The sequence below is a fragment of the Streptomyces sp. NBC_01478 genome (assembly GCF_036227225.1).
GTDB lineage: Bacteria > Actinomycetota > Actinomycetes > Streptomycetales > Streptomycetaceae > Streptomyces.
The window spans coordinates 392,931-419,316 of sequence record NZ_CP109444.1; the positions used below are offsets into that span (position 1 = coordinate 392,931).

A 26,386-nucleotide genomic window follows, 5' to 3' on the forward strand; every position below is an offset into this window, starting at 1 on the left:
CGCGCTACCAGGAACAGGCCCAGCTGATGGACGAGGCCGCACAAGCCGCCGGCCCGGCACTGGAGGAGCGTGTCCATGAGGGTCTGTTAGCGCTCCAGTCCCCCGGCCCATTCGGGCACATGACGTCGGCGTCGAAGATCTCGGTGAACACCATGAAGTGCATGCGGCCCTTCGTACTGATCGCGGACATCGCGTCCACGGAGAACCGGTTGCCGGTACGACGCACGGTCGGGGTGCGCCCCTTCTCGCCCCAGGTGCGGCCGGTGACCTGGTCGGAGCGGATGCCGACCTGGTCGGCGAAGAGCACCTCGCTCCCCTCTGCCCTGGCCTTGGCGTGGATGGCCGGGGCCAGGTCTCCTGGTGCCAGACGCGGACGGCTTCCGCGTTCTGCTCGACGGCCCGCTTGTCCGGGCGCTGGAACGTGTCAGGCCCCATCGGCGCAGGTAGTTGCCCACGCCCTGCTCGGTCAGCCGTACCCGGTACGGCTTCGCGATCGGATTCCCCACGCCGGCCCGAGTCCACAGCCGGCCTGCAAGACCCACATCACACGGCCGGTGATCCAAGACGGCCTGCCGGACGGCCTGTTGCTCCACCTCGTTCTACATCTGGTGCTCGCCGGCCCTGCGCCTGCGGGGCTGCGCCACCAGGGCCCCACGTCCGCCCTCGAGCCACTTCGCCCACCACGTGTCCACTGCCTTCAGCGACACCTGGAACACTGCGGCAACGTCCTCGCGATCCTGCCCCGCCACCAGCTCGGCCACCGCCCGCATGCGAAGCGCCTCCTGCGTCGACGGCGACAACTGCCGCGCATCCCCCACCAGTTCACTCACGCATGGATCAACGACTCAGAACATCTACCGTCTCGGATCAATAGGTCCGGCCGGTGCCGTCTGCCGTGCGGCGACAGCGGCCGCGCAGCAAGGGCCGAGGCGATGGCCGTCGATGCCCGATGGCATTGTGCCCGCATGCTTCGACGGGTACTGATCACCAAACGCCTCTCCGCCCTGACGGCCTGCCTCGTCGCCGTTCTCGCCTCGGTGGCGGCGCCCGCGATCCCCGCGGCGGCCGACGACTCCGGCCGGGTCTCCCTGCGGGTCGAAGTCCCGGCGGCCTTCCGGATGTACAGCGCCGACGAGGGTGCCAAGGCCGCGAACAGCGACTTCGGCGTCCCCGTCGCCGTGGAACGCAGTGACGCGGGCCCGGGCCGCAACGTCAGGGTCACCGTGGACACCTCGGGGCTGGACGGCGTCGCCCGGGCGAGCAAAGGCGGCGGCGGGAACTGCACCCAGGACGGCCCGGTGTTCACCTGCGTCTACGGCGACGTGCAGAACGGTGACGGCGAGTCCAACAACCCCTTCACCCTCAACGGCGTGGACGGCGTCGAGCCGGGCGACAGCGGGACGCTGACGTACACCGTCGTCGCGGACAACGCGGCACCGGTGACCGGGACCACCCGGATGACCGTGGGCGGACCTTCGCTCCACACCCCGGCGGACGACGAGTCGGTGAAGGCGGTGGCGCCGGGCACGTCCCGGAAAGCGACGCCCCGGTTCGCGAACCACAGCCGTTTCACGGCGGAACAGGGTGTCGCGCTCCGTATCTCCGCGGACGAGGGGCTGCTGCTGACCTCGCGCCCCGACAACTGCTACTTCGACACCTCCTCCACCTCGGCGTGGTGCGAGTTCTCCACCAAGGCCGCGCCTCACACGGCCTACCGCACCAGTGCCCCGGTCCGCTACACGGCCGCCGCCGGAAAGCTGCTGGGCACCCTCTCCTACACCTGGTCGTCCGAACCCGAGCGCCCCGCCGAACTCACGGTGCGCGGCACCGAACCCCCGCTGACCCTGACCAGGACGGCGGACCGCGGCCTCACCGGCGACACCGGGTACGTCAAGGCCACGACCACCGTGCAGGTCGACTACCAGCCGGTGACCGCGACCGTCCGGGGCCGGGTCGGCACCACGGTGACGGTCCATCTGGGGGTGCGCGACAACGGACCCGGACGGCCGTCGAGCGCGGAGACGCTGGGCCGCTTCGAGGTGGTGCCGCCGGAAGGCACCACGGTGACCTCCATCCCGTACACCTTCGAGGACGATGGCGGTGACTGGGCGTGCACGCGGCCGAAGAAGCGAGGCGGGGCGTTCGTCTGTGAGATCGGCTACGACGGGTTCTCCGAGGTACGGCACGAAGGAGGGACGACCGTCATCGGGTTCAAGATCCGCATCGACCGCCAGGTCGCCGGCGCGAAGGGCACCATACGCACGTCCAACCCGTTCGACCGGACCCCCGGTAACGACAAGGCGGTCATCGCGCTGGCAGCGTCGCCCGCGCTGCTGCCCCAGCTTGCCCACGACAGCACGGCGATCTGGACCGCCGTGTCCGCCGCGGGGATCGCCGTGATCGTCACCTTGGCGATCGTCCGCCGGCGCCGTCGCAACGGCGCCGCCGCCGGCGCGAACTCCTGATGACTCGGTTCCAGTCCTCCTGGGTGGCCTCGCCGAGTTCGAGCGCGGAGTACACACGCACACCTTCCGGGTTCACATCGAGCGCATGGAAGTAAGTACCCGGCTCAAGCCCTTCGGGACGCGGGTGCAGACCGTCTGCCATGAGCCGTAGCGATCTGACAGGTCACGCCAGGAGATCCCGGTCCGGATCTTGTAGACCATCCCGTTGACGATCCGCCGATCGTCCACACGCGGTCGGCCCGTCGCGGCCCGCCGTATGAGTGGAGCGAGTAACTCCCACTCCTGATCGGTGAGTTCATGGCGACGTATCACCCCACCATGATCCACCATCCGGTGATCTTTGAAGACGAACCCTAGTGCCGTGCCAGAGACCGTTTGCCCTGCCGCTTTGTTGGGTGGGTCCAGCTCCAGGGTGCATGGCGGCGCGGCAAGGAAGAGGTTTCCTGACGCGGCGCTACCGTCATGAGGGTGACAGGAATCAATGCCGATCGGCGATGGTCCGCATCCATGCCGGCCGCCTATGAGCAGTACCTCGTGCCGGTGGTCTTCCGGCCCTTCGCCGAGGACCTGGCCACCCGGGCGGCAGCACTCCGCCCTCGGCGAATTCTCGAACTCGCTGCGGGAACTGGCGTGTTGACAGCGGAGCTGCTCGCAGCGGCACCCTCGGCCGAGGTGACGGCCACCGACCTGAACGAGGCCATGGTCGCTTTCGGGTCGACCCGGGCCTCTGGCGCGGTATGGCGGCAGGCCGACGCGCAGCGGCTGCCGTTCCCGGACGGAGGCTTCGACCTGGTCGTCTGCCAGTTCGGCGTGATGTTCTTTCCCGACCGCATCGAGGCCTTCACCGAGGTTCGCCGGGTGCTGGCCCCGGGCGACCGGTTCCTGTTCAACACCTGGGGCCCGCTCGCGACGCACGCCTTCGAAGTCGCGCTGCAGGCCGGGCTGGAGCGGGCCTTTCCGGTCGACCCACCACGGTTCTTCCAGACGTTTCCGCACGGCTATGCCGACCCCGCCGTCGTGGCCGCCGATCTGGCGGCCGCCGGCTTCGCTGTCGAGGACGAGCAGGAGCTGACGCTTCAGGGTCGGGCCGCGTCGACCGCCGACCTTGCCACCGGGTACCTCACCGGGACACCGGTGCGAGCGGCCGTTGAGGAGCGCGGCGACGGACCGGCCGTCCGGGCGACCGTCATCGAGGAGATGACGGCCCGGCTGGGCCCGGGGCCGGTCACCGCCCCGATGACGGCGTACGTCTTCCGTGCCGCGGCCTGAACACAGGACGCGCCTGCGCAGGAGATGAGCGCGAGTCGACCTCGACGGGGCGCGTCGCACAGACGCCTGGTGCTCATCAGGCAGCGTTCACCCTGATGAGCACCTTGCGTAGTCGTTCATCGATCGCGTGCTTGTTCCGCCAGATGATGCAGCGGCGGATCAGGCTGCCCTGCTCTTTGCGGCCGGCGTGGTCGGTGCCGGTCTTTTTCGGTGCTCTGTGAGCGGAAGAACTAGCCGTTGATTTCTGTACATCCAATGCGCACGATTTCTTCACGCACATGGGGGTGGCAGGGTATCTGAAGATTAAAATATGTACCGTAGGGTCCAATCATGCACGGCCCGAACGATTCGCCTCATACCCCCCATTCCCCATGTCTCGCCGATTTGGCGAACCTGATCCGACTGCCCGCGGCGCTCAGCGTTCCTGGTGACATCCTTGCCGGCGCTGTCGCGGGGGGTGGCACACCCCGGCCCCGTATCGCCGCCACGATGGCGTCGTCCGTCGCTCTCTACTGGGCCGGAATGGCGCTCAACGACTACGCGGACGCGACGATCGACGCGGTGGAGCGCCCCGAACGCCCCATCCCCTCCGGACGAGTTGCCCGCCGCACCGCGCTCGCCACCGCGTGCGGGCTCACGGCCGCCGGCCTCGGCCTCTCCGCCCTGGCCGGCGGGCGGCAGGCGCTCGCCGTGGCGCTTCCCCTGACCGGACTGGTCTGGGCCTACGACCTGCGTCTGAAGTCCACACCCGCCGGTCCCGCCGCGATGGCGGGCGCCCGGGCGCTGAACGTGCTGGCCGGAGCGGAGCCCGGACGCCGGGGGGCCGCGGTGCCGGCCGCCCTGCTGGTCGGCGCGCACACCTACACCGTCACGGCGCTGAGCCGCCACGAGGTGTCCGGCGCGCCGCGTACCGTGCCCGCCGCCACTCTGGCCGGAAGTACGGCAACCGCCTTGGCCGCCGCGGCACTTCCCGGCCTGCGCCGGCGCGGCCGGGCGGCGCGGATCGGCGCCGCCGCCGGCGCGCTCGGCTATCTCGCCTCCTACGGCACGGCACAGGCGCGGGCCGCACGGAACCCGTCGGCCGCGAACGTCCGGCAGGCAGTCGGCACCGGGATCATGTCGCTGATGCCCCTTCAGGCGGCGCTCACCGCCGGCGCCGGTGGCTCGGCGCTGGCCGGTGTCCTGGCCGTGGCGCATCCGCTGGCGCGCAGACTCGCCCGGAAGGTGTCACCCACGTGACCCCGATACCCGGTCCCGTGGAGCGGCTCCGGTTCGGCTTCGGAACCAACGGCTTCGGCTGCCACCGGCTCGACGACGTGCTGAGCGTGCTCGCCGACCTGGGATACGACTCGGTCGGCCTCACGCTCGACCACGGTCACCTCGACCCGTTCGCCGCCGACCTGCCTCGGCAAGTCGGCGCTCTCGCACGGCGGTTGGACCGGCTCGGCCTGGCCGTGATGGTGGAGACGGGGGCGCCGTATCTGCTGGACCCGTGGCACAAGCACGTCCCCACGCTGATGTCGGCCACGAGCGCCGGGCGGCGCGTCGACCTGCTGGTGCGTGCCGTGCGCATCGCGGCCGACCTCGGCGCCCCGGCCGTCCAGGTGTGCAGCGGCCCGGCACCGGAGGGCGTACCGGAGGAGGAGGCCTGGAAGCGGCTGGCCGCCGGCTGCGAAGAAGTCCTGGACATCGCCCAGGAGCACGGGGTGGCGCTGGGGTTCGAGCCCGAGCCGTACATGTTCGTCGACACCGTGGAACGCGTTGTGGACCTGCGACGCCGGCTCGGCGATCCCGACCTGTTCGGCATCACCCTCGACATCGGTCACGCCCACTGCGTCGACGACCTGCCCCTGCTCGACTGTGTCGAACTGGCGGCGCCGTATCTGGTGAACGTACAGATCGAGGACATGCGGCGCGGCGTGCACGAACACCTCGAACTCGGCGCGGGCGAGATCGACTTCCCGCCCGTCCTGGTCGCCCTGAAGGCCTCGGGCTACCAGGGTCCGGTCTCGGTGGAGATCCAGGGCGCGTCCCTGAACGCCCCCGAAGTCGCCCGCCGTTCCCTCGAGTTCCTCAAGGCCGCCGAGCCGGTCTGACGCCGCGGCGCCGCGTCACTTCGCCCCACACAACCAACTCGCCACACCCACAAAGCCGTTGTCGAACACGCATTCCAAAAGGAGGCATGCGCGGTGGCCCCACACATCCTTACCGCCCTCGACCACCACCTCGCCCCGGGGGCACAGCGCTGGCTGACGGATGCCGTCGCCCGCGTCGGCGACGACCCGGCAGCGGTGCGCACCGTCTTCCCCGCCGTCGGCCGGCACTGCGGGCGCGGACCGCTCGCCGCCGGCTGGACGGTGGCGGACGCCGCCCGAGCCCGGCTGCTCGCCGCCCTGCCGCTGCGCGGAGCGGCACTCGCCGAGGAGATCACCGCCCTCCACCGGTACGGCGACAGCGCCGAACAGCGGGCAGTGCTGCGTTCGTTGGCGCTGCTGGAGGACTCGGACGCCTCGTTCGCCGACCTGGGGCTGCCCCTCGTGCGTGCGGCGCTGTGGGGCAACGACACGGACCTGATCGAGGCGTCCCTCGGCCCGTACGCCGCGCGGCATCTGGATGAGGATGCCTACCGGCACGCCGTACTGAAGTGCGTCTTCTGCGGTATCCCCCTCGACCGGGTGGTGGGCCTCACGGAGCGCGCGGACCGCGAACTCGCCCGCATGCTGGCCGACTTCGCCCACGAGCGGGTCGCAGCCGGCCGTGACGTGCCCTCCGACATCTGGCCGATCGTGCGCGCGCACCCCGGCGCGCTGGAGGCCTCGGGACTGCCCGGGGAAGCCACCTCGTCCTCGTCCGACCGTCGAGCCGCCGCCGTAGCGGCGCTCGCCGCCTTCACCGGAGCTGCATGATGCGTATCTTCGACCCCCACATCCACATGACCTCACGCACCACGGACGACTACGAGGCGATGTACACGGCCGGTGTCCGGGCGGTGGTGGAGCCCTCGTTCTGGCTGGGCCAGCCCCGCACCTCCGTGGACAGCTTCACCGACTACTTCGACGCGCTGCTCGGCTGGGAGCCGTACCGCGCCGCGCAGTTCGGCATCCAGCACCGCTGCACGATCGCCCTCAACCCCAAGGAGGCGAACGACCCGCGCTGCGCGGGGGTGTTGGACGTGCTGCCGCGCTACCTGGCCAAGGACGGGGTGGTCGCCGTCGGCGAGATCGGCTACGACTCCATGACGCCCGAGGAGGACGAGGCACTGGCTCGACAGCTCGAACTCGCCATCGAGCACGGCCTGCCGGTACTGGTCCACACCCCGCACCGCGACAAGGCCGTCGGTACCCGCCGCACCCTCGACGTGGTCCGCGAGTCCGGCATCCCGCCCGAGCACGTCCTTGTCGACCACCTCAACGAACTCACCGTGTCCATGGTCGCCGACAGCGGCTGCTGGATGGGCTTCTCCATCTACCCCCACACCAAGATGAGCGAGGACCGCATGGTGCGGATCCTCCAGGAACACGGCACCGGGCGGAAGCTCGTCAACTCGGCCGCCGACTGGGGGCGCAGCGACCCCCTCAAGACCCGGAAGACCGCCGACGCGATGCTCGCCGCCGGCTTCGACATCGACACCGTCGACCAGGTCATGTGGGGCAACCCGGTGGCCTTCTACGGTCAGAGCGGCCGGCTGGACCTGGAGGACGTCAAGCCGGACGAGGCGGCCCTGTTCGAGGGCAACTCGGTCAAGCGCGGCGGGGAGTGAGGCCGCCGTGCGTTTCCGACACACCGACGGTACGACCGTCCACCTCGCCTACTGCAGCAACGTCCACCAGGCCGAGGACCTCGACGGAGTGGTCGCCCAACTCGCCGCCTACGCCGAGCCCGTACGGGAAACGCTCGGCGTCGACCTGCTCGGCATCGGCTTGTGGCTGGCCCGTGACGTGGTCACCGAACTGTCCGCCCGGCCCGACGCCGTCCACCGTCTGCGGACCGAACTGACCGCACGCGGACTGGAGACCGTCACCCTCAACGCCTTCCCCTACGGCGGCTTCCACCGCGAGGTGGTCAAGAAGGACGTCTACCTGCCCGACTGGACCGACCCCGCCCGCCTGCGCTACACCGTCGACTGCGCCCGGGTGCTCGCCGGACTGCTGCCCGACGACGCGCGGCGCGGCAGCGTCTCGACCCTGCCCCTGTCCTGGCGCACGCCCTGGCCGCCCGCCGCACGCGACACCGCCCGCCAAGCACTGGACCAACTCGGCGCAGAACTGGCCCAGTTGGAGCGCGACACGGGCCGGGCGATCCGGGTGGGCTTCGAGCCCGAGCCCGGATGCGTGGTGGAGAACACCGTCCAGGCCGCCCGGGAACTCGGCGGACTGGACCCCGAGCGGCTCGGCATCTGCCTCGACACCTGCCATCTCGCCGTGCAGTTCGAAGAACCGGCCCAGGCACTGCGCCGCCTCGCCGACGCCGGCCTCCCGGTCGTCAAGGTCCAGGCCTCCAGCGCCCTCCAGGCCGACGACCCCGCCGACCCGGCCGCGCGCCGCGCGCTCGCCCGGTTCGCCGAACCCCGCTTCCTGCACCAGACCCGAACTACCGCACCCGGTGGCACCGTCACCGGCGTGGACGACCTCCCGGACGCCCTCGCCGGCGGGCTGGACCCCGCATCCGCCTGGCGGGTCCACTTCCACGCGCCGCTGCACGCCGAGCCCGAACCGCCGCTGCGCACCACCGCGGACGAACTGACCACCGCCCTCGGTGATTTGCTCGGCGGCCCGCACGCCGTCTGCGACCACGTCGAGGTCGAGACCTACACCTGGTCCGTCCTGCCCGAGCACCTGCGGCCGCACGACCGCGAGGGTCTCGTCGCGGGTCTGGCCGCCGAACTCGCCTGGACCCGCGACCGGTTCGAGGAACTCGGCCTGCTTCCCCAGTCCCTCACGCGAAAGGAGCCCGTCTCATGACGAGACTGGTCGTTATCGACATCGCCGGCCTCACCCCCCGCCTGCTGCAGCACATGCCCGCCGTCTCGGCCGTCGCGGCACAGGGCTTCCAGGCCCGGCTCAACCCCGTGCTGCCCGCCGTCACCTGCTCGGTGCAGTCAACGCTCCTCACCGGTACCCCGCCCGCCGAGCACGGCGTCGTCGGCAACGGCTGGTACTTCCGCGACCTGGGCGAAGTCCTGCTGTGGCGCCAGCACAACGCCCTCGTCGGCGGCGAGAAGCTGTGGACCACCGCCCGCCGCGCCAAGCCCGACTACAAGGTCGCCAACGTCTGCTGGTGGTACGCCATGGGCGCCGACGTCGACCTCACCGTCACCCCGCGCCCCGTCTACTACTCCGACGGCCGCAAGGAACCCGACTGCTACACCTGGCCACCCGCCCTGCACGACGAACTCACCGACCGGCTCGGCCCGTTCCCCCTCTTCACCTACTGGGGCCCCAACGCGGGCATCCCCTCCAGCCAGTGGATCCTGGCCGCCGCCCGCCAGATCTTCGACAAGCACCGCCCCGACCTGACCCTGGTCTACGTCCCCCACCTCGACTACGAACCCCAGCGCTCCGGCCCCGGATCACCGCAGTCGGCCCGCGAGGCCCGACGGCTCGACGACGCACTGCGCCCCCTGCTGGACCACTTCCGGCGCGAGGACGCCACGGTCGTGATCCTGAGCGAGTACGGCATCGCACCGGTCTCCCGCCCGGTCGACATCAACCGCGCGCTGCGCCGGGCCGGGTTGCTCGACGTCTACACGCAGGACTGCATGGAGTACCTCGACCCGTGGACCTCCCGCGCCTTCGCGGTCGCCGACCACCAGGTCGCCCACGTCTACGTCCGCGACCCCGCCGACACGGACGCGGTGGCGGAGATCATCGCCGAACTCCCGGGCGTGGAACAGGTGTTGGACGAGAAGGGCAAGGCGTTCCACGGGCTGGACCACGAACGCTCCGGGGAACTGGTCGCCATCGCGGAGTCGGACGCCTGGTTCACGTACTACTACTGGCTGGACGACGAGCGCGCCCCGGACTTCGCCCGCCAGGTCGAGATCCACCGCAAACCCGGCTACGACCCCGCTGAACTCCTCTACGACCCCACCGTGCCCGGCGTGAAAGCACGCGCCATCGGCCAGGTCGCCCGCAAGAAAGCCGGACTGCGCTACCGCGTCAGGACGGTTCCCCTGGACCCCTCCGGTGTACGCGGCAGCCACGGCCGCCTCCCGCAGGACCCACAGGACAGCCCCGTCCTGCTGTGCTCGCGGCCCGGTCCCGCCCGCGACGCGATCGACGCGACCGACGTCAAGGACCTCCTCCTCTCCCTGGCCGGCATCACCACCCCCTGACTGCAGGAGCCCCCCACATGCCCTCGACCGACAGTCCGCCGCCAACCCTGCCCCGCCATCGCCCCCTCCTCGACCCCGCCGCCGAGTACGGGCGGTGGGTCCAAGAACGGCCCCTGACCAGGATCAGCCTGTGGGGCGGCAACCATCCCTGGCTCGTGACCCGGCAAGAAGACGCCCGCGCCGTGCTCAGCGACCCGCGGTTCAGCTCGGAGAACGTCCGGCCGGGATTCCCCGGGCTCCAGCCGACGACACCACCGCGCACTCCCGGCCAGTTGTTCGCCATGGACCCGCCCGACCACACCCGGCTGCGCCGCATGCTCATCCCCGAGTTCAGCTTCCGGCGAGTGGAGCAACTGCGGCCGGCCATCCGGCACATCACCGACGAACTCCTCGACGGCCTCGTCAAACAGCAGCAACCCGCCGACCTGGTCGAGCACTTCACCCTGCCGCTGCCTCTTCTGGTCATCTGTGAACTGCTCGGAGTGCCGTACGCGGACCGGGAGTTCATCCATCGGCAGGCCGCGGCCTTCGCCACGGTCTCGGCCGGACCGGAGGCGATGCGGGCCGGCTGGGCGGCGCTCTTCGGCTACCTACAGGAACTACTGGCCGCCAAGTCGCGCGAACCCGGCGACGACCTGATGAGCAAACTCGCCACGGAACGGGTCGCCACCGGCGAGGCCACCCCGGCGGAGGCCGCCGGCCTGCTCGTCCAGATACTCATCGCCGGGCATGAGACGACCGCGAGCATGCTCTCCCTCGGCGTCGTCGCGCTGCTGCGCCATCCCGAGCAACTGGCCGCACTGCGCGCCGACGAGGCACTCGTGCCGGGCGCGGTGGAGGAACTCCTTCGCTACCTGACCGTCGTCCACATCGGCCTGCGCCGCATCGCCACCCAGGACGTCGAGGTCGGCGGCGTCACCGTCCGGGCGGGCGAGGGCGTGGTGGTCGCCCTGCAGGCGGCCAACCGGGACCCCGCGGTCTTCGCCGACCCGGACACACTCGACCTCACCCGGGACGCCGGCCAGCACCTGGCCTTCGGCCACGGACCGCACCACTGCCTCGGCCAGTCGCTCGCCCGGGCCGAACTCCAGGTCGCGCTGCCGATGCTGTTCCACCGACTGCCGGCTCTGCGCCTGACCGGCCCCGCCGCGGAGGAGTACGCCTTCGAAGGACGCGCGGTCCACGGGGTACGGGAGCTGCCGGTCGCTTGGTGATCCCCGCAGCGTGTCGCGGCGCGCTGCCCACGCCCAGGCACACCTGGCGTCCCGCGTGGTGCAGGTCCTCGGCTGACTGGCAGCCGGACCGACCGGTGCCGACCACCAGGACGCCGCCCTCGGAAAGTTGGACCGCGTTGCACCAACGCGAGGAGTGGATCTGTTCGACGCCGACGAGTAGCCGCTCGGTCATCCGCGGCACCGAGAGGGTGCGGTCAGGGGCCGGCGGCCACGACCACGCGTCGGCAGTGAAGTCCCCTTCGGAGGCAGCGAGTTCGGAGACTCCGCCTGCGCCCCGGCGCAGTCCGCTGACGGCGCCACCCTCCACCAACCGGGCTGGAAGAAGACACCGTGGCTCTCCGGCTGCCGGACGATCTCCTCGCGGGCCATGAAGCTGTCGCGGTCGTCCCCTGGTAGAGGTAACCGGGCTGTTTGCACTGCCAGTTGGAGGTCATCGGACGTAGCGACTCCCAGCGGCGCTCGCGCCATTCGTGGCCGACCCGGTTCTGCTCAGAACCCATCGGGGCCGGCATGTTCGCCGTGGTCATGCCCCCAGATCCTCCGTCACGGGCAGGCACTCGGCGAGCAGGTCGACGACGTCGCGCCAGGCTCGCTGCGCGTGCTGCGGGTGGTAGCCGACGCCGGGGACCGTGGGGTGGTCGACCGGCGGATGGTGGAAGGCGTGCAAGGCGCCGCCGTAGACCGCGAGGCGCCAGTCGACGCCCGCGGCCTGCATCTCAGCGGTGAACGCGTCTCGCTGCGCGGGCGGCATGATCGGGTCTTCCGACCCGACCCCGGCCCACACCGGGCAGCGAATGCGCGCCGCCTCGCCCGGTCGGCCCGTTGTCAGTGCGTTGACTGTCCCGATCGCGCGCAGGTTGACGCCGTCGCGCCCGAGTTCCAGCCCTACGGCTCCCCCGGTGCCGTAGCCGACGGCGGCGATCCGGTCGGGGTCGGTCCGTGGTTCGGTGCGCAACACGTCGAGCGCCGCATGGCCGATGCTCCGCATCCGGTCGGGATCAGCGAGCAGTGGCATGCAGCGGGCCAGCATCTCCTCGGGGTCGCTCACATAGCGCCCGCCGTGGAGGTCGAAGGCCAGCGCTACATAGCCCAGCTCGGCGAGAGCATCGGCCCTGCGGCGCTCGACGTCGCTGAGCCCCATGCCCTCTGGTCCGAGCAGCACCGCGGGCCGGCGGTCGACACCGGCCGGCAGCGCGAGGTGCCCGATCATCGTCAGACCGTCGGCCGGGTACTGGACCGTACGCGTCGTAATCGTCGTCATGAGACTGGACTGTAGTGATCGTCGAGCCCGGTCCGGCCGCTGTTCTGCCGCTGGCAGAGCAGCGCGGACATCCCCCTGAAATACGGCGAGGGCTCACAGGAACCGTCACAAACCTCGTCCCCACGGCGGCTATCCATCCCCTTGCCCCCTTGACCCGTATCTCGATCAGGCCTCTCACCGGTTTGAAGACGGGTTCCCAAGGACGACGTGCTCAATGCCGCGCTCACCGCGAACTCCCGTCGGGGTTGCGCAGTGCCTCGACGGCGACCTTGGCCCCGTCGAGGGAGGCGTACTTGGCCGCGGTCTCCTCGATCTGCCCCCCCCAGAAGGCGATGCGGCCGTCCGGCGTACCACACCCCGGAAGCCGGCGACCGCACGGTGCCCCGACGTCATCCACCTGGTTTCGGCCCTTCGTATCCGCTCCCCCGCTCACCTCTTTCGTCGCGCACGGCAGACGGCCCGCCGATGCCGCCCGGGCAGCCGGACCGCCGACCGTGGATCGCCGGTCGACGCCCCCTGAAGGCGCCTCCACCGATCCGGGCGAGTTCGGTTCTTGGCACCCGCTCCATCCACAAGGCGCAGGCCATCGACGGCTGTCAGGCGACCCGCACTCGTTTTGCACACCCGGTTCCTACGCTCCCGTGGCACCGTCCGCCGAGCACAGGGAGCCCCCGTGACACTGGTCATCGCCACCGCAACACCCTTCCACGGCCACGTTCAGCCGGTCCTCGCCGTGGCCTCCGATCTCGTCCGGCGCGGGCACGAGGTGGTCGTGCTGACCGGGAGCCGGTTCGCCGAGGACGTACGGGCCGCCGGTGCCCTGCATGTGTCGTTGCCGCCGGAAGCGGACTTCGACGACCGGAAGCTGGAGCTGTACTTCCCCGAGCGCGGTGCGCTGCCGGCCGGGCCGAGGCAGTTGGACTACGACCTGAAGCACGTCTTCGGCGATCCCACCGCCGCCCAGTACCGGGCCCTGCACAGCCTGCTCGCCCGCCGGTTCCCGGCGTCCGTCGTTGTCAGCGATCCGCTGTTCCTGGGCGCCACCGCACTCGCGCTGTCCGCACCGCCCGGCCGCCGGCCGGTCACCGTCAGCCTCGGCATCACCATGCCGACCCTGCTCAGCGAGGACGCGCCGCCCATCGGGCTCGGCATGCCGCCCCTGGTCGGAGAGGGCGCGAAGAAACGGCATCGGGATATGAACGACCAGGTCAGGGAGGTCTTCGCGGACGCGCAGCGGCACGTCGAGGACAACTTCGGGGAGAGCGGCACCGAACTGCCGGGCTTCCTGCTGGACTGCCTGGTGACCGTGCCGGACCACTATCTCCAGCTGACCGTCCCGGGGTTCGAGTACCCGCGCGGCGACCTGCCGCCGTCGTTCCGGTTCGTCGGGCCGCTGCCCGCCGCGCCGCCGAGCGGAACGCGGTCGCTTCCCGACTGGTGGACCGAGGTGGAGGATGCGGACCGTCCCGTCGTCGTGGTCACACAGGGGTCCTTCGACAACCGCGATCTCGGGCGGCTGGTGCGGCCCGCGCTCGACGCCCTGGCCGGAGAGGACGTCCTGGTGGTCGCCGCGACGGGCCGCGCGGACGGCCCTGACCGCATCCGGGCGGCGGGTCCCGTTCCCGCGAACGCGCGAGTCGCCGGCTACGTCCCCTTCGACGCGCTTCTCCCGCACGCCTCGGTCCTGGTCACCAACGGCGGCTACGGCGGGGTCCACCAGGCCCTGCGGTACGGCGTCCCGCTCGTCGTGGGCGGGGACGGGGAGGACAAGCCGGAGGTGGCGGCCCGGGTGGAGTGGAGCGGGGCCGGGCTCGACCTGCGGACCGGGCGGCCGTCGCCCACGGTCGTGCGGGACGCCGTACGAAGGGTGCTGGCCGAACCCGGATTCCGGAAGCGGGCGGCCGGGTTGCGGGAGAAGTTCGGGCGCCATGACGCGCTCGGGGCGATCGCGGAGGTGGTGGGGGGAGCGACCGCTGCGGCCGGGCCCGCCTGAGCCCTGCCGCGGGCTCGACCGGAATCCCTCGCCGAGCCACGCCTGAAATGTCCCACCCCGTGAGTGCTGTCCCCGCCGCTGCCTAGCATGAGGACCCGGTAGGCGGGGGCGGGGGGATGCGATGACACCGGTGCCGTTACGGTTCACGGTTCTCGGGGACGTACGGGTCTGGCGGGACGAGGTCGAGGTGGATCCGGGGCCGCCCCTGCGGCGCACGCTCCTCGCCCTCCTGCTGGCCCGGTCCGGTTCTCCCGTGCCGTTGCCGGACATCGTCGACTCGCTCTGGGCGGCGGACCGGCAGCCCGCACGCGCGGTCAACATGGTGCATCGCCATGTCGGCGCGCTACGGCGGCTGTTGGAGCCGGGGCTGCCCAACCGGGCTGTCGGCTCGCTCCTGTTGCGGGGCGGGGGCGGCTATCGGCTGCTGGCACCGGTCGACTCGGTGGATCTGCTGCTGTTCCGTCAACGGGTTGCCGGAGCAAGGAAGTTGGTGGAAAAGCACGACACCGGGCGGGCCGTGGAGGAGTTCGCGGACGCGCTCGCGCTTCGCTACGGCCCGACCGCCGGCTGCCCCGCCGAGGCCGCCCCGCATCCCGTCTTCACCGAACTGGACCGCGAGTACGACGCCGTGGTCCGCGAGGCGGCGGACGTGGCCCTCGGCTGCGGCGCGGCGGGCCGTGTCATGCCCGCCCTCACCGAGACCGCGACACGGCACCCGTTCGACGAGGGACTCCAGTCCCTGCTCGTCCGAGCCCTCACGCAGACCGGTCGACGGGCGGAGGCACTGGAGGTCTTCCGCTCGACGGCGACCCGGCTCACCGAGGAGCTGGGCGTCGACCCCGGTCCGGAGCTGACCGCCGCGGGACGGGGGGCGACCGCGGAACCGGAGGCCGCGAGAGCGCGGGGCGGGGGCGAACCTGACGCGACGGGCACAGCGCGCCGCACGGGGGCGGACGCGGCGGGAGCTGAAGGCCGTACTACGGAATGCGGCGCCGTTCCCGAAGCCCCGCCCGCTCCCGATGCCCCGCCCATGAGGCCGGCCCAACTGCCGCCCGCCCTCCCGGTCTTCGTCGGCCGCGAAGCCGAACTGGTCCGCCTGCATGCCCTCCTCGACGAGACCGAAGCCGAAACCGTCCCGCACAGCGGCGCCCGTACCGACCCTGACACCGCCACCCTGCCCCCCACCGTGATCAGCGCCATCGGCGGCCTCGCCGGCGTCGGCAAGACCACCCTCGCCCTGCACCTCGCCCACGACGTGGCCGACCGCTTCCCGGGCGGGCAGTTGTACGTCAACCTCCGCGGCTTCGCGCCCGCCGCCGGACCCACGCATCCGCAGGACGCCCTACGGGGATTCCTTGAAGCACTCGGTGTACCGGCCGCGCGGATACCCGAGGGGCTCGACGCCCGGGCCGCTCTGTACCGCAGCCTGTTGGCGGGCCGCAGGGTGCTGGTCCTGCTGGACAACGCGCGCGACGGTGCGCAGGTCCGGCCGCTGCTCCCCGGCGCTCCCGGCTGTCTGGTGCTCGTGACCAGCCGCAACCGGCTCACCGGGCTGGTCTCCGCCGACGGCGCCCACCCACTCCCTCTGGACGTGCTCACCCCGGCCGAGGCCCGCTCGGCCCTGGCGCTGCGGATCGGTGCCGCACGGGTGGCCGCCGAACCGGAGGCGGTGTCGGAGATCGTGTCGCTCACCGCGCGGCTCCCCCTCGCCCTGGCCATGGTCGCCGCCCGGGCCGCCGCGCACCCCGGGTTCCCGCTGGCGGCACTGGCCGGGCATCTGCGGGCGGCGCACGGCGGGCTCGACGCGTTCGGGGACGCCGACCCCGCGACCGACGTACGCGCGGTGTTCTCGTGGTCGTACGACGCGCTCGGTGTGCCCGCCGCCCGGCTCTTCCGGCTGCTGTCCCTGCATCCGGATGCCGAACTCACCGTCCACGCCGCGGCCGCCCTCGCCGGCGAGCCGGTCGCGGGGACCCGCGCCCTGCTCGACGAGCTGACCGACGCCCATCTGCTCACCGAGCGCTCGCCCGGCCGGTACGGCTGTCACGACCTGCTGCGCGCGTACGCGACCGAGCTCGTCCACGCCACCGAGAGCGGGGACGAGTGCCGGGCGGCCCTGCGCCGGATGCTCGACCACTACCTGCGCACCGCGCACGCCGCCGCGCTGCTCTTCGATCCGCCGACGTCGGTGATCACTCCCGTCGAGTCCGCCGTACGAGGCCGGCCGCTCGCCGACGAGGCCGCCGCCCTCGCCTGGCTCACCGCCGAGCGGCCCGCGCTCCTCGGCGCCTTCCGGCAAGCCGTCGAGCACGGATTCGACGCCCACGTCTGGCAGTTGGCCTGGACGCTGGAGCGCTTCCACGAGCGGCACGGTCACTGGCCGGAGTATCTCGCCCTCCAGCGCGCCGCGTTGGAGTCCGCCCGGCGGCTGGCCGACCCCGTCGCTCTCGCCCAGGCACACCGCGGGCTCGGCCGCGCCTGCATGATGCTGCGGCACTACACCGAGGCGTACGACCAACTCCATGCCTCCCTGGGCGAGTTCGCCGCGTTCGGGAACGCCGACGGGCAGGCGCAGGCGCGGCTGTCCCTGTGGGCTCTGCTGGTCCGTCAGGGCCGGCACGAGCAAGGGCTCGAAACGCTCGCCCCGGCTTTGGGTCTATACCGCGAGTCCGGCAACCGCAGGGGGCAGGCCGACGTGCTCGTGGCCACGGCCTGGAGCGAGGCCGGTCTCGGCGAGGGCCGCCGCGCCCTCACGCACGCGCGCCGGGCACTCGCCCTGTTCCAGGAACTGGGGATCCGTCTCGCCGAGGGGTACACCTGGGACACCCTCGGCCATGTGCACAGCCAACTCGGCCGCCCAGAGCGGTCGGTGGCCTGTCACCGGCGTGCGCTCGACCTGTTCCGGGAGGTCGGCGACCTGTTCAACGAAGCCTGTGTGCTCGACCGGATCGGCGACGCCCAGCAGGCGTCCGGCCACCCCACGGACGCGCTCGGCACCTGGCGGGAGGCGCACACCGCGCTCCGCGCCTTCGATCCGGTCTGGGCGGCCGAGGTGGCGCGGAAGATCACCACCGTCACGGGTGAAGTCACAAGTGCCGTCACAGGTGCGGTCACAAGCCAGGCACACTTCGTCCACTGCGCCCTGCCTACGCTCCCGCCACCTTCGAACGGCCCACAGGGCCAGTGAACTTCGATGACCTTCCTGCGCTAGGAGCGTGTGCAGTGACCTACAGCGTGATCAACGGAAACCAACTGTTCCACACCGACGAGGGGCCCACCGGGGACCGGGCGGGCGAGACCCTGCTGCTGGTGCACGGCGCGACCTGCGACTCGCACGACTGGTCGGCGCAGATCGGGGCGTTCGCCGCGCGGCACCGGGTGATCGCGCCCGACCTGCGCGGTCACGGCCGGTCGTCCGGGTTGTCGGGCGGGCAGCGTCCGCGGGAGTTCGCCGCGGACCTGGTGGAGCTGATCGACGACATCGACGCCGGTCCGGTGGTCGTCGTGGGGCACTCGCTGGGCGGGCTCGTCGGCTCCGTCCTCGCGGTCGAACACCCGTCCCTGGTACGGGCGGTGGTCACCGTGGATCCCTCCTACGGCTTCGAGGCGCAGTTCGCGCCACAGCTCGCCACGGCCTTCCGTGTCCCGGACCCGGTCGCGTCGGCCGCCGCGATCCTCGGCGGCCTGGAGAACACCGCCACGGCCGGCCCCGAGGCGGACGCCCTGCGCGTCTGGCACCGCAGGCGGATCCTCGGCATGGACCCGATGACCGTACGGGACGTCTTCCACGGCCTGTTCGACGAGAGCGCCGTCGCGCTGACCGTGCGGCCCGGTGTCGAGACGTATCTGGCGCGCCGCGCCTGCCCGGTGCTGTCGCTGTCGGCGTCGGCCTCGCTGAAGGCCAAGGGGATCGACGGGGACTGGGAGGAGTCGCTGAGCCCGCACCCGTACAGCGCGTCGGTGGTGCTCGACGGGGTCGGTCACTGGCTGTTCCAGGAGCGGCCGGCCGAGTTCAACGCGCTGGTGCTGGGCTGGATAGACGGGCTGCCGGCCGCCTGACGGGCGGCGGGACGTCCGCACGGGGGCTGCGCACGAGGAATGACGACGGGGACTGCGCACGAGGGATGGCTACGACGGTGACGATGCGGTTCGCGGTCCTGGGACCGGTACGCGTGTGGCGCGACGGCGGGGAGGTGCCGCTCGGCGCGGCCCAGCAACGCCTGCTGCTGGCCCTGCTGATGGCGCACGCGGGGCGTCCGGTGGCCATGGAGGAGATGCAGCTCGCGCTGTGGGGCGAGGCGCCGCCGGGCTCGCCCGCCAACGCGGTGTACCGGCACGTCGGTGTGGTGCGGCGGTTGCTGGAGCCGGAGTTGCCGATGCGGGCGACGGGGCGGTGGCTGGTCCGGGACGCGGGCGGTTACCGGTTGAACGCCTCGCCCGAGACCCTGGACGTGCTGCGGTTCCGGGAGTTGGTGCGGCGGGCGAGGGAGGCCGGGGGTGCCGAGGCCGCCGTACCGCTCTATCTGGAGGCGTTGAATCTGCGTACCGGGACGGTCGCCACCGGAGTCCCCGTGGAGGCGCGTTCGCACCCCGCGTTCAACGCCCTGGAACGCGAGCATCTGGGGGTGGTCAAGGAGGCCGCCGACGCGGGGGCGGGGGCGGTCGGGCAGTTGCTCGCCGTGCTGCACCGGGCCGCGGCCGAGCATCCGCTGGACGAGCTGCTCCAGGCTCACCTCGTGCGCGCCCTGGCGGCCACCGGGCAGCGGGCGGCGGCCCTCGACACCTGGCAGCGGGTACGGACCGTGCTCGCCTCCGAGTTGGGCGTCGAGCCCGGGTCCGAACTGCGGGCCGTGCAGAAGGAGGTGCTGCGCGAGGGTGCCCCGGCGAAGCCCGCGGCTCCGGGCTCTTCGGCGCCCACGGGCGCGAAGCCCGCCAGGCTGTCCGTGGTGCCCGACGCACCGGCGCGGCGCCCGGCGCCCGATCCCTTCGTGCGACCGACGCAACTGCCTTCGGAACTCGGTGCCTTCACCGGCCGGCGGGCGGAACTCGCCCAGTTGGCGGAGCTGTCGGCGAAGGAGGCGCCGGGGATGCGGATCGCCGCGATCAGTGGCATGGGCGGCATCGGCAAGACCACGCTGGCCGTCCGCTGGGCGCACCGCGTCGCCCACCGCTTCCCGGACGGGCAGTTGTACGTCAACCTGCGCGGCTTCGACCCCGGCGGGGCGGCGACGGACCCCGGCGAGGCGCTGCGCGGCTTCCTGGAGGCGCTCGGGGTGCCGCCGCAGCGGATGCCGACCGGGACGGACGCCCAGACCGGGCTCTACCGCAGCCTGCTCGCCCGGCGCCGCGTACTGATCCTGCTGGACAACGCGCTGGACTCCGAACAGGTCCGTCCACTGCTCCCCGGCAGCCCCGGTTGCCTGGTCGTCGTCACCAGCCGGGACCGCCTCTTCGGTCTGGTCACCGCCGAGGGCGCGCATCCCCTCGCCCTGGACCGGCTCTCGCTCGCCGAGGCCCGGGAGTCCCTCGTACGCCGGCTCGGCGCCGACCGGGTCTCCGCCGAGCCGGACGCGGTGGCGGAGATCATCGCCCGGTGCGGTGGGCTGCCGCTGGCCCTGGCCGTCGTCGCCACCCGGGCGGCCACCCGTCCCGCCTTCCCGCTGGCCTCGATCGCCGCCGACCTGCGGGAGGCCCGGGACAGCCTGGACGCCTTCGCGGACCCCGACCCGGCCGGTGACGTGAGAGCGGTCCTGTCGTGGTCCTACCGCACGCTGAGCCCGGGGGCCGCGCGGCTGCTGCGGCTCCTGTCGCTCCACCCCCGTCCCGACGTCACGATGCCGGCCGCGGCGGCCGTCGCGGCCGCCGCCCCGGAGGAGACCCGCCGGCTGCTGGCCGAACTCGTCCGCGCCCACCTCCTCACGGAACACACGCCCGGCCGCTACACCTGCCACAACCTGCTGCGGACGTACGCGATGGAGCGCGCGGCGCGGGACGAGGGGCCGGCCGAGCGGGACGCGGCCGTGCGCCGTCTCCTCGACCACCACCTGCACACCGCGCACGCCGCCGGACGGCTCTACTCCCCCTGGTGGACCGCCAGTTCACTGACCGAGGCGGCGGACGGCGCCCGCCCCGAGTCCATCGCCGACGACGGGCAGGCACTGCGGTGGTACACGGCCCAGCGGAGAGTGCTGCACGCGCTCGCCGCCACTGCGGCACAGCACGGCCACGACGGCCATCTGTGGCGACTGGCCTGGACGTTGGAGCGCTTCATGGACCGGCAGGGCCACTGGCACGAGTCCGCCGCACTGCAACGCGCCGGTCTCGACGCGGCGGTACGCGACGGCCACCGCACCGCGCAGGCACATCTGCACCGCGGCCTGGCCCGTGCCTCGGCCCGTCTCGAACGGTACGAGGACGCCCGCGTCCACATCCGGCACTCCCTCGACCTGTTCACCGAACTCGGCGACCCGCGCGGCCTCGCCCACGCCCACCGCAGCCACGGCTGGCTGCTCGACCGGCTCGGCGACCACGACGGAGCGCTGGACGCGGCCGGCCGGGCACTCGTCCTCTACCGGGCCGTCGGTGACCATGTCGCGGAGACCAGCGCCCTGCACGCCCTGGGCTGCACCCACGCGCTCCGGGGCGACCACCGCCGCGCCGCCGCTCACTTCGAGGAGGCCCTGACCGGACTCGACGGCCTGGACGGGACCCGCTACGCCGAGGCCGGCACCTGGGACAGCCTCGGCATCGCCCGCCACCACCTGGGCGAACACCAACAGGCCATCGCCTGCTACCAGTGCGCGCTACGGCTCTACCGCGAGGTCGGCGACACCTTCAGCGAGGCCGGGACGCTGCGCCACCTCGGCGACACCTACCTCACCACCGGCGACCCCGGCGCCGCCCGCACCGTCTGGGAACGCGCCCTGCACCTGCTGGCCCCGACCGACCCCACGGCCGCGGCGGAACTGCGCGCCAGGATCCTCGCTCTGGGGGACGAGGTGTCCGCGCCGAGGATCGGCGCGGTCCCCGAACCGCATCCGCCGGCCACGACCTAGGGGCGCAACCGTTTCAGCAACTCCTCTGCGGCATCCAGGAGTTGACCGGGTGTGCTGGTGGTCTGCTGGAAGTCGACCAGCGCCTCCACCTCGCCGATGCCCGCCTCGGCCGTACCGAGAAGGTAGTCGGCGATCTGTGCGACGGTGCCCTCGTTCGGGACCCGGTCCGCGGGCGCCGGGGTGTCGGTCAGGCGGGCGTTGACGCGGATGACCGTGCGCAGCGCGTCCGCATCCCGGCCGGCTGTGTCCGCCGCCCGGCGCACGGTCTCCCACATGCCGGTGAGCGCGGGGACCGGCAGCCCGGCCGACAGCCAGCCGTCGCCACGCCGGCCGATCCGCTCCAGGGCGCCCGGCGAGAATCCGCCGAACAGCAGCGGTGGGCGCGGCCGTTGGACCGGCTTGGGCTCGATGCTCGACGGCGGGATGGCCCACCGCGTGCCGTCGTGACACACCTCGGCGCTGCCCCAGATGGTCTCCGCCGCGTCCAGCCACTGCTCCAGTTGCTCCCCACGCCGCTCCCACGGCACACCGGCCGCCCGGTACTCGTCGCGCATCCAGCCGAGGCCGATGCCGACGTCGAGGCGTCCGTGGCTGACGACGTCCAGCGAGGTGAGCGTGCGGGCGAGGAGGATCGGCGCGTACCACAGGGCGTTGAGCGTGCTGGTGCCGAGCCGCACCCGCTCGGTGACCGCGGCGGCCAGCGTCAGCACGGTGAGCGGATCCAGGAACGTGCGGTACTCCTCCGGCATCGTGCCGTCCCCGCCCGGATAGGGGTCTTTCGGGTGACGCGGGGTGAGGATGCGGTCGGCGGTCCAGAGACTGTCGTACCCCAACTCCTCGGCGGCACGGGCGACTTCGGTCACCGCCTCGGGCGTGGCGAAGGCACCGTACTGAGGTACGGCGAGACCTGTACGCATGGGGGTTCCCCTCTCTTCTCCTGGCTCCGTCGCAGGAGGGGCGCCCACGCTAGGCCGCGCTTGTGGGCGTGAAGTGACCGCTCGCCCGGCCCGGACCGAACGCCCCGGACCCCGGGCACATCGGGCGCACTTTCCTTCCACCACGGCCTGCCAGGCTCCGGCCCACCGTCACCCGCGACACGGGTGACACCCGACGGATCCGAGGCGTGCGACACCCGATGAACAGCACGGCACCATCGACCACACCGACCGGAGACACCCGGGCGGCCACACACGGCGGCTCACGGATGGGACACCGCCTGACCGCCTTCCTGACGACCTGTCTCCTGATGTGCGGCCTGCTCGTCCTGTCCGGCGGGACAGGACGAGCAGGCCGACCCCGACAGCCATCGGCCGGCCACCTGGAACATGTGCAGATCCGGTGCGGACAACGGCTGGGCCCTTGCCTGGCAGTTGGCCCAGACCCAGGACGTCGTCGTCGCCCTTCAGGAAGTACCCGCGGCTCCCCCGGCCGGCGTGACACACCTGTGGACCAGGGGAAGAATCGACGCCTACGCCTGGGACCAGGGTCGCGCCGGCCTCCGCTACCTCACCATCCTGAACGGCGACCGGCCCACCGTTCTGCGCATCGCGATGACAACCACCTGGGAACCGGCCCCGGCCGACGTGTTCGACGTCACCAATCCGCGCGGTGAGCGCAACATCCTCGCCGTGGCGAACCGGGACGACGACATCCTGTTCGCCTCCTCCCACGCGCTCAGCGGCGGCGGCTGGGACGTGCGGTTCATGGTGCCCGCGGTCCGGGCGAGAGCGAATGCGGCGGGCATCCGCAACTGGGCGCTGCTCGCCGACTTCAACCGGGATCCCACGGTCACGCGCGGCATCGCCGCACAGAACGAAGCCCACATCTACAACACCGGCAGAGCCACCCGCGAATCGGGCACCGAGCTCGACTACATGGTCTCCAACGTCGACACCGACAACTGGCACGGCACCGTGCTCCCCAACGGCGCCAGCGACCACTGGCCGGTGGCCTTCCGGGGACTGCGCGCCGGTGGTGAGGCGCAGGAGGTGACGATCCACCCGGACACCCCCGACCCGGTCGTCCTCGACGTCGCGGGCGAGGCCACGGGCAACGGTTCGCACCTGATCACGTACCACCAGACCGGCGGAGCCAACCAGCGTTGGCGCATCACGCCGACCGGGGGCCGCGCCGCTGAACCACATCGTCAGTACCCAGAGCGGCAAGTGCCTCGACGTGGACCGGGGACAGTCGTCCAGCGGCGGCGAGCTGATGAACATCTGGGACTGCCACGGTGCGGACGGCTCCCCCACTCCGGGCGGCCCCCAGCGCGACACCCAGGGCTTCGTCCTGGAGCACCCGGACCCGTTGATGCCCGACGTGACGATGCTGCGTGACATCGGCACCGGCTTCTACGTCGATCTCCGCCGCCCCGACGAGGGCACGATGCCCCACCAGTGGCTGCGCCTGAACTCACGTCAGTTCTCGAACGAACTCTTCTATCTCGACCCCGTCATCTCGTGACCGGGGCCGGGCCGAACGCACTGCCCGTTCGTGCAGGCACTCCGACCACCAGTCCTCGCAGCCCGTGCCCACAGCGTGCCCGTAAGACCGGACAGTCACGGTCGACGCCCCTTTCTGGACAGCCCCTCCGGCCAGGTCCTCATCTGCAACCGATCCTCGATCCCGTCCACCATGCGCCTCTGCCGATGCTGCCGCCGACCACGCGACCGAGGACACCGCCCACAATGCCGCTGACCACTGGGCCGACCGACGCGCCGACAAAGCCGGCTCCCGCCCCGATCTCGGTGCTCTAGCCCGCGTCGGCGAGGCCGCCCGCCAGGCGGGCAACGTCCTGGATGGCCGTCTGAGTCTCTTGGAGCGGCCGCCGCATCCTGGACGTCGTAGGCAACGGTGGCAGCGATCAGCAGCCTTACTGCCAGCCTTTCAGATTGATGGCTTCCGCGGCGCCTACGGGCTCGTCTGTGCTCGACTGCGGCAGCGCACGACGAGGGGGCCGGGGTGCTGCCGAAGTCCAAGGTCCATCTGTACCCGGCGATCCGCCGCGATTCGCGTCAGGGCCTGTCGAACCGTGCTCTTCAGCGGAAGTACGGCGTGGAGTTCTTGACGGTGCAGAAGGCGTTGCCGTCGGCCTGGCCGGAGCCGAGGAAGCAGCTTCCACCGAGGGCGACCCGGCTGGATCCGTTCAAGCCGTTGATCGACCAGATGCTGCCGCCGGGCACGAGACAGGTCGGCATGCCAGTGACTCGTCGGCGATTCTGGGGGTGTGAGCCGGCCTCTATGGTCGCTTTGTCGGGACTGGCTGAAGCGTGGGCCAGCGAGCGAGCATTCGTTGGCGCATAACGGTGCTGAGGCTGCTCACGCCGCCAAGACAGGTGTGATCGGCCGTCATCTGGCCTACGACACCGAGCCGGTGGACGAGCCGTTGCCGGGCGGTCGCGGTGCCCCACTTCCAGTCCCGGTGCGGAATTCGGGCCAGGTGATCAGTGCTTTCGCGGCGTGCCCGCTCAACCAGCGCGTCGCCGCGGAGCAGCCATCCGGCGCATGCGTCCGCGAGTCCGTCTTGGGCATCGGAGCCGGTCAGGGTGCGCCACTCGTTGCGGTATGCGCTCTCCGCCCGTTCCAGTAGCGGCTCCGACGCTGAAGTGACACACCAGCAGGTCGGAAATCCGATGCGCAGGTAGGCGAGCTCCATCAAGCCGCTGCCCAGTGACGCTTGCTCGAAGTCGATGAATCGGATCCCCGTGGCGGTGTGGAGATCGTTACCGGGACAAGGATCCCCGTGGAGAAGGGCATGCCCGGATGCTTGGCCGAGCCGGTTCACGAGGTCATGAAGTTCGCCGGACACGCCCGAGGTGACAGGAAGCTCCAAAGCCTCGGCCAGCCGCAGGAAAGACTCGATATCGGCCTGGTTCGGGCCCTGCCACCGGGGAAGTACCCCACCGTCCTCCGGCCGGGCGGTGGCATGCAGCCGTGCCAACGCGGTTGCATAGCCGACGATCCAGTCGCCGGCCGGGCGTCGGTGATCCAGGTGCTCCAGCACCAAGACCCGCTCGCCGGGATCGGTGGCCAGCAACACGGGCACTACCGGAATTTCAGCTCGGGCGGCGAGCCGCAGGGCGGCCACCTCGCGGGCGTATCGCTCGTCGGCATCAGGACCGTCGACGATCTGCTTCACCACCGCCGTTGCCTCCGGCAACTCGACGCGCCACACGCGTGAGCGAGGGCTGCTGTCCAGTCTGCGAGAGCGCCTGGGCGATCCCAGATGGGCCCGTAACTCATCCCCGAATGGCAGTCGCAACCACATGCGCTCATCCTTCCACGGAGCCGAACGAGCGTGCGGCTACTGCGCACAACTGGCCGTCCTGCTCCATGCCGCCGAGGACCGCGAACTCGCAGGGCGGGCGGGGAGACATCTGGGACTGCCTCCGGGGCGCTGCCAGTTCTCATCAACATTCCTGGACAGCTCGATCACGAAGCGGTGCTGGCCACGATCAACAATCGCTCTCCGTTCTCACCTACGAAGCCACGCGGAGGAGACGGTCGTGACACCGGCGCAGTTGGGCGAGTCGGGGTTCTGCCAGACGGTGTCCGCGGCGCGGGTGATGGTCGCGCCGCGGGCCCGGTAGAGCCCACCGGTGTTGTTCAGCAGTGTGACGTTCTGCAGATTCGCCTCGGCGTTGTTGTAGATGCCGCCGCCGGCTTGGCCTGCCCTGTTGTCGGTCAGCGAGGAGTCCGTCACCGCGAGGCAAGCGGCGAAACGGGCGAGGCCACCCCCGGCTGCGACGGCGGTAGGACCGGAAGATCTGAACCA

24 protein-coding genes and 2 pseudogenes are annotated in these 26,386 nt (G+C 71.6%); 15 read left to right on the forward strand and 11 right to left on the reverse strand.

The features are described from left to right. Positions 1-4 precede the first annotated feature (4 nt). The 3 genes and pseudogenes from OG223_RS01595 to OG223_RS01605 form a co-directional block, all read right to left on the reverse strand. Complete coding sequence (locus OG223_RS01595; protein ID WP_329241229.1) at positions 5-307, reverse strand: transposase; 303 nt, start codon at positions 305-307, stop codon at positions 5-7. A 157-nt stretch (positions 308-464) separates the two neighbouring features. Continuing rightward, positions 465-593 (reverse strand): annotated as a pseudogene (locus OG223_RS01600) (IS630 family transposase); the annotation flags it as partial. A 6-nt stretch (positions 594-599) separates the two neighbouring features. Next, positions 600-830, reverse strand: a complete 231-nt coding sequence (locus tag OG223_RS01605) for a helix-turn-helix domain-containing protein (RefSeq protein ID WP_329241232.1) — start codon at positions 828-830, stop codon at positions 600-602. Between the two features lie 135 nt (positions 831-965). Between OG223_RS01605 and OG223_RS01610 the strand changes: the two genes are divergently transcribed. Beyond that, on the forward strand, positions 966-2,465 hold the full coding sequence (locus OG223_RS01610) for a hypothetical protein (RefSeq protein ID WP_329241234.1): 1,500 nt from the start codon (positions 966-968) through the stop codon (positions 2,463-2,465). 72 nt (positions 2,466-2,537) lie between these two features. On the opposite strand, the gene OG223_RS53880 is transcribed toward OG223_RS01610, so the two are convergent. After that, positions 2,538-2,795, reverse strand: a complete 258-nt coding sequence (locus OG223_RS53880) for a transposase (protein WP_443073677.1) — start codon at positions 2,793-2,795, stop codon at positions 2,538-2,540. Positions 2,796-2,972: 177 nt separating this feature from the next. Here OG223_RS53880 and OG223_RS01615 point away from each other — a divergent pair, with 177 nt between their 5' ends. Then, on the forward strand, positions 2,973-3,734 hold the full coding sequence (locus OG223_RS01615; protein ID WP_329241237.1) for a class I SAM-dependent methyltransferase: 762 nt from the start codon (positions 2,973-2,975) through the stop codon (positions 3,732-3,734). Positions 3,735-3,810: 76 nt separating this feature from the next. Here the strand turns inward: OG223_RS01615 and OG223_RS01620 are convergent. Then, positions 3,811-3,933: pseudogene (locus OG223_RS01620) on the reverse strand (transposase); the annotation flags it as partial. A gap of 131 nt (positions 3,934-4,064) precedes the next feature. Between OG223_RS01620 and OG223_RS01625 the strand changes: the two are divergent. From OG223_RS01625 to OG223_RS01655, 7 genes are all read left to right on the forward strand, one after another. After that, positions 4,065-4,973, forward strand: a complete 909-nt coding sequence (locus OG223_RS01625) for an SCO3242 family prenyltransferase (protein ID WP_329241239.1) — start codon at positions 4,065-4,067, stop codon at positions 4,971-4,973. Then, positions 4,970-5,830 carry a sugar phosphate isomerase/epimerase family protein gene (locus OG223_RS01630; protein ID WP_329241242.1) on the forward strand — a complete coding sequence of 287 codons (861 nt, stop codon included), beginning with the start codon at positions 4,970-4,972 and terminating at the stop codon, positions 5,828-5,830. Before OG223_RS01625 ends, OG223_RS01630 begins: the two co-directional genes overlap by 4 nt. A gap of 93 nt (positions 5,831-5,923) precedes the next feature. Next, complete coding sequence (locus OG223_RS01635; protein ID WP_329241245.1) at positions 5,924-6,640, forward strand: EboA domain-containing protein; 717 nt, start codon at positions 5,924-5,926, stop codon at positions 6,638-6,640. Further along, a complete protein-coding gene (locus tag OG223_RS01640; protein WP_329265083.1) occupies positions 6,640-7,494 on the forward strand; it encodes a TatD family hydrolase in 855 nt (284 codons plus the stop codon). The genes OG223_RS01635 and OG223_RS01640 overlap by 1 nt, the downstream gene beginning before the upstream one ends. 7 nt (positions 7,495-7,501) lie before the next feature. Beyond that, on the forward strand, positions 7,502-8,695 hold the full coding sequence (gene eboE / locus OG223_RS01645; protein ID WP_329241247.1) for a metabolite traffic protein EboE: 1,194 nt from the start codon (positions 7,502-7,504) through the stop codon (positions 8,693-8,695). Beyond that, positions 8,692-10,068: an alkaline phosphatase family protein gene (locus OG223_RS01650; protein WP_329241250.1), complete on the forward strand. Its 1,377-nt coding sequence runs from the start codon at positions 8,692-8,694 to the stop codon at positions 10,066-10,068. The genes eboE and OG223_RS01650 overlap by 4 nt, the downstream gene beginning before the upstream one ends. Positions 10,069-10,085: 17 nt before the next feature. After that, positions 10,086-11,282, forward strand: coding sequence for a cytochrome P450 (locus OG223_RS01655; protein WP_329241252.1), 1,197 nt, complete (start codon positions 10,086-10,088; stop codon positions 11,280-11,282). A 544-nt stretch (positions 11,283-11,826) separates the two neighbouring features. Here OG223_RS01655 and OG223_RS01660 read toward each other — a convergent pair. After that, positions 11,827-12,564, reverse strand: coding sequence for a dienelactone hydrolase family protein (locus OG223_RS01660; protein WP_329241255.1), 738 nt, complete (start codon positions 12,562-12,564; stop codon positions 11,827-11,829). 223 nt (positions 12,565-12,787) lie between these two features. Then, complete coding sequence (locus tag OG223_RS01665; RefSeq protein WP_329241257.1) at positions 12,788-12,961, reverse strand: hypothetical protein; 174 nt, start codon at positions 12,959-12,961, stop codon at positions 12,788-12,790. A 276-nt stretch (positions 12,962-13,237) separates the two neighbouring features. Here OG223_RS01665 and OG223_RS01670 point away from each other — a divergent pair, with 276 nt between their 5' ends. From OG223_RS01670 to OG223_RS01685, 4 genes are all read left to right on the forward strand, one after another. Further along, entirely contained in the window at positions 13,238-14,557 is a 1,320-nt protein-coding gene (locus OG223_RS01670; protein ID WP_329241260.1) for a glycosyltransferase, read from the forward strand. 130 nt (positions 14,558-14,687) lie between these two features. Beyond that, on the forward strand, positions 14,688-17,744 hold the full coding sequence (locus OG223_RS01675; RefSeq protein WP_329241263.1) for an AfsR/SARP family transcriptional regulator: 3,057 nt from the start codon (positions 14,688-14,690) through the stop codon (positions 17,742-17,744). 35 nt (positions 17,745-17,779) lie between these two features. After that, positions 17,780-18,616, forward strand: coding sequence for an alpha/beta fold hydrolase (locus tag OG223_RS01680; RefSeq protein WP_329241265.1), 837 nt, complete (start codon positions 17,780-17,782; stop codon positions 18,614-18,616). 65 nt (positions 18,617-18,681) lie between these two features. Then, a complete protein-coding gene (locus OG223_RS01685; RefSeq protein WP_329241267.1) occupies positions 18,682-21,612 on the forward strand; it encodes an AfsR/SARP family transcriptional regulator in 2,931 nt (976 codons plus the stop codon). On the opposite strand, the gene OG223_RS01690 is transcribed toward OG223_RS01685, so the two are convergent. Further along, positions 21,609-22,529: a TIGR03619 family F420-dependent LLM class oxidoreductase gene (locus tag OG223_RS01690; protein ID WP_329241269.1), complete on the reverse strand. Its 921-nt coding sequence runs from the start codon at positions 22,527-22,529 to the stop codon at positions 21,609-21,611. The two genes, OG223_RS01685 and OG223_RS01690, sit on opposite strands and share 4 nt — an antisense overlap. 408 nt (positions 22,530-22,937) lie before the next feature. Here OG223_RS01690 and OG223_RS01695 point away from each other — a divergent pair, with 408 nt between their 5' ends. Beyond that, on the forward strand, positions 22,938-23,948 hold the full coding sequence (locus OG223_RS01695; protein WP_329241273.1) for a hypothetical protein: 1,011 nt from the start codon (positions 22,938-22,940) through the stop codon (positions 23,946-23,948). After that, positions 23,923-24,075 (forward strand): hypothetical protein, encoded by a 153-nt coding sequence (locus OG223_RS01700; protein ID WP_329241276.1) that lies wholly within the window; start codon positions 23,923-23,925, stop codon positions 24,073-24,075. Before OG223_RS01695 ends, OG223_RS01700 begins: the two co-directional genes overlap by 26 nt. Before the next feature lie 575 nt (positions 24,076-24,650). Here the strand turns inward: OG223_RS01700 and OG223_RS01705 are convergent. The 3 genes from OG223_RS01705 to OG223_RS01715 form a co-directional block, all read right to left on the reverse strand. Continuing rightward, a complete protein-coding gene (locus OG223_RS01705) occupies positions 24,651-24,809 on the reverse strand; it encodes a hypothetical protein (RefSeq protein WP_329241279.1) in 159 nt (52 codons plus the stop codon). 41 nt (positions 24,810-24,850) lie between these two features. Further along, entirely contained in the window at positions 24,851-25,879 is a 1,029-nt protein-coding gene (locus OG223_RS01710; RefSeq protein ID WP_329241281.1) for a phosphotransferase, read from the reverse strand. Positions 25,880-26,086: 207 nt separating this feature from the next. Next, positions 26,087-26,314, reverse strand: coding sequence for a hypothetical protein (locus tag OG223_RS01715; protein ID WP_329241283.1), 228 nt, complete (start codon positions 26,312-26,314; stop codon positions 26,087-26,089). Positions 26,315-26,386 lie beyond the last annotated feature (72 nt).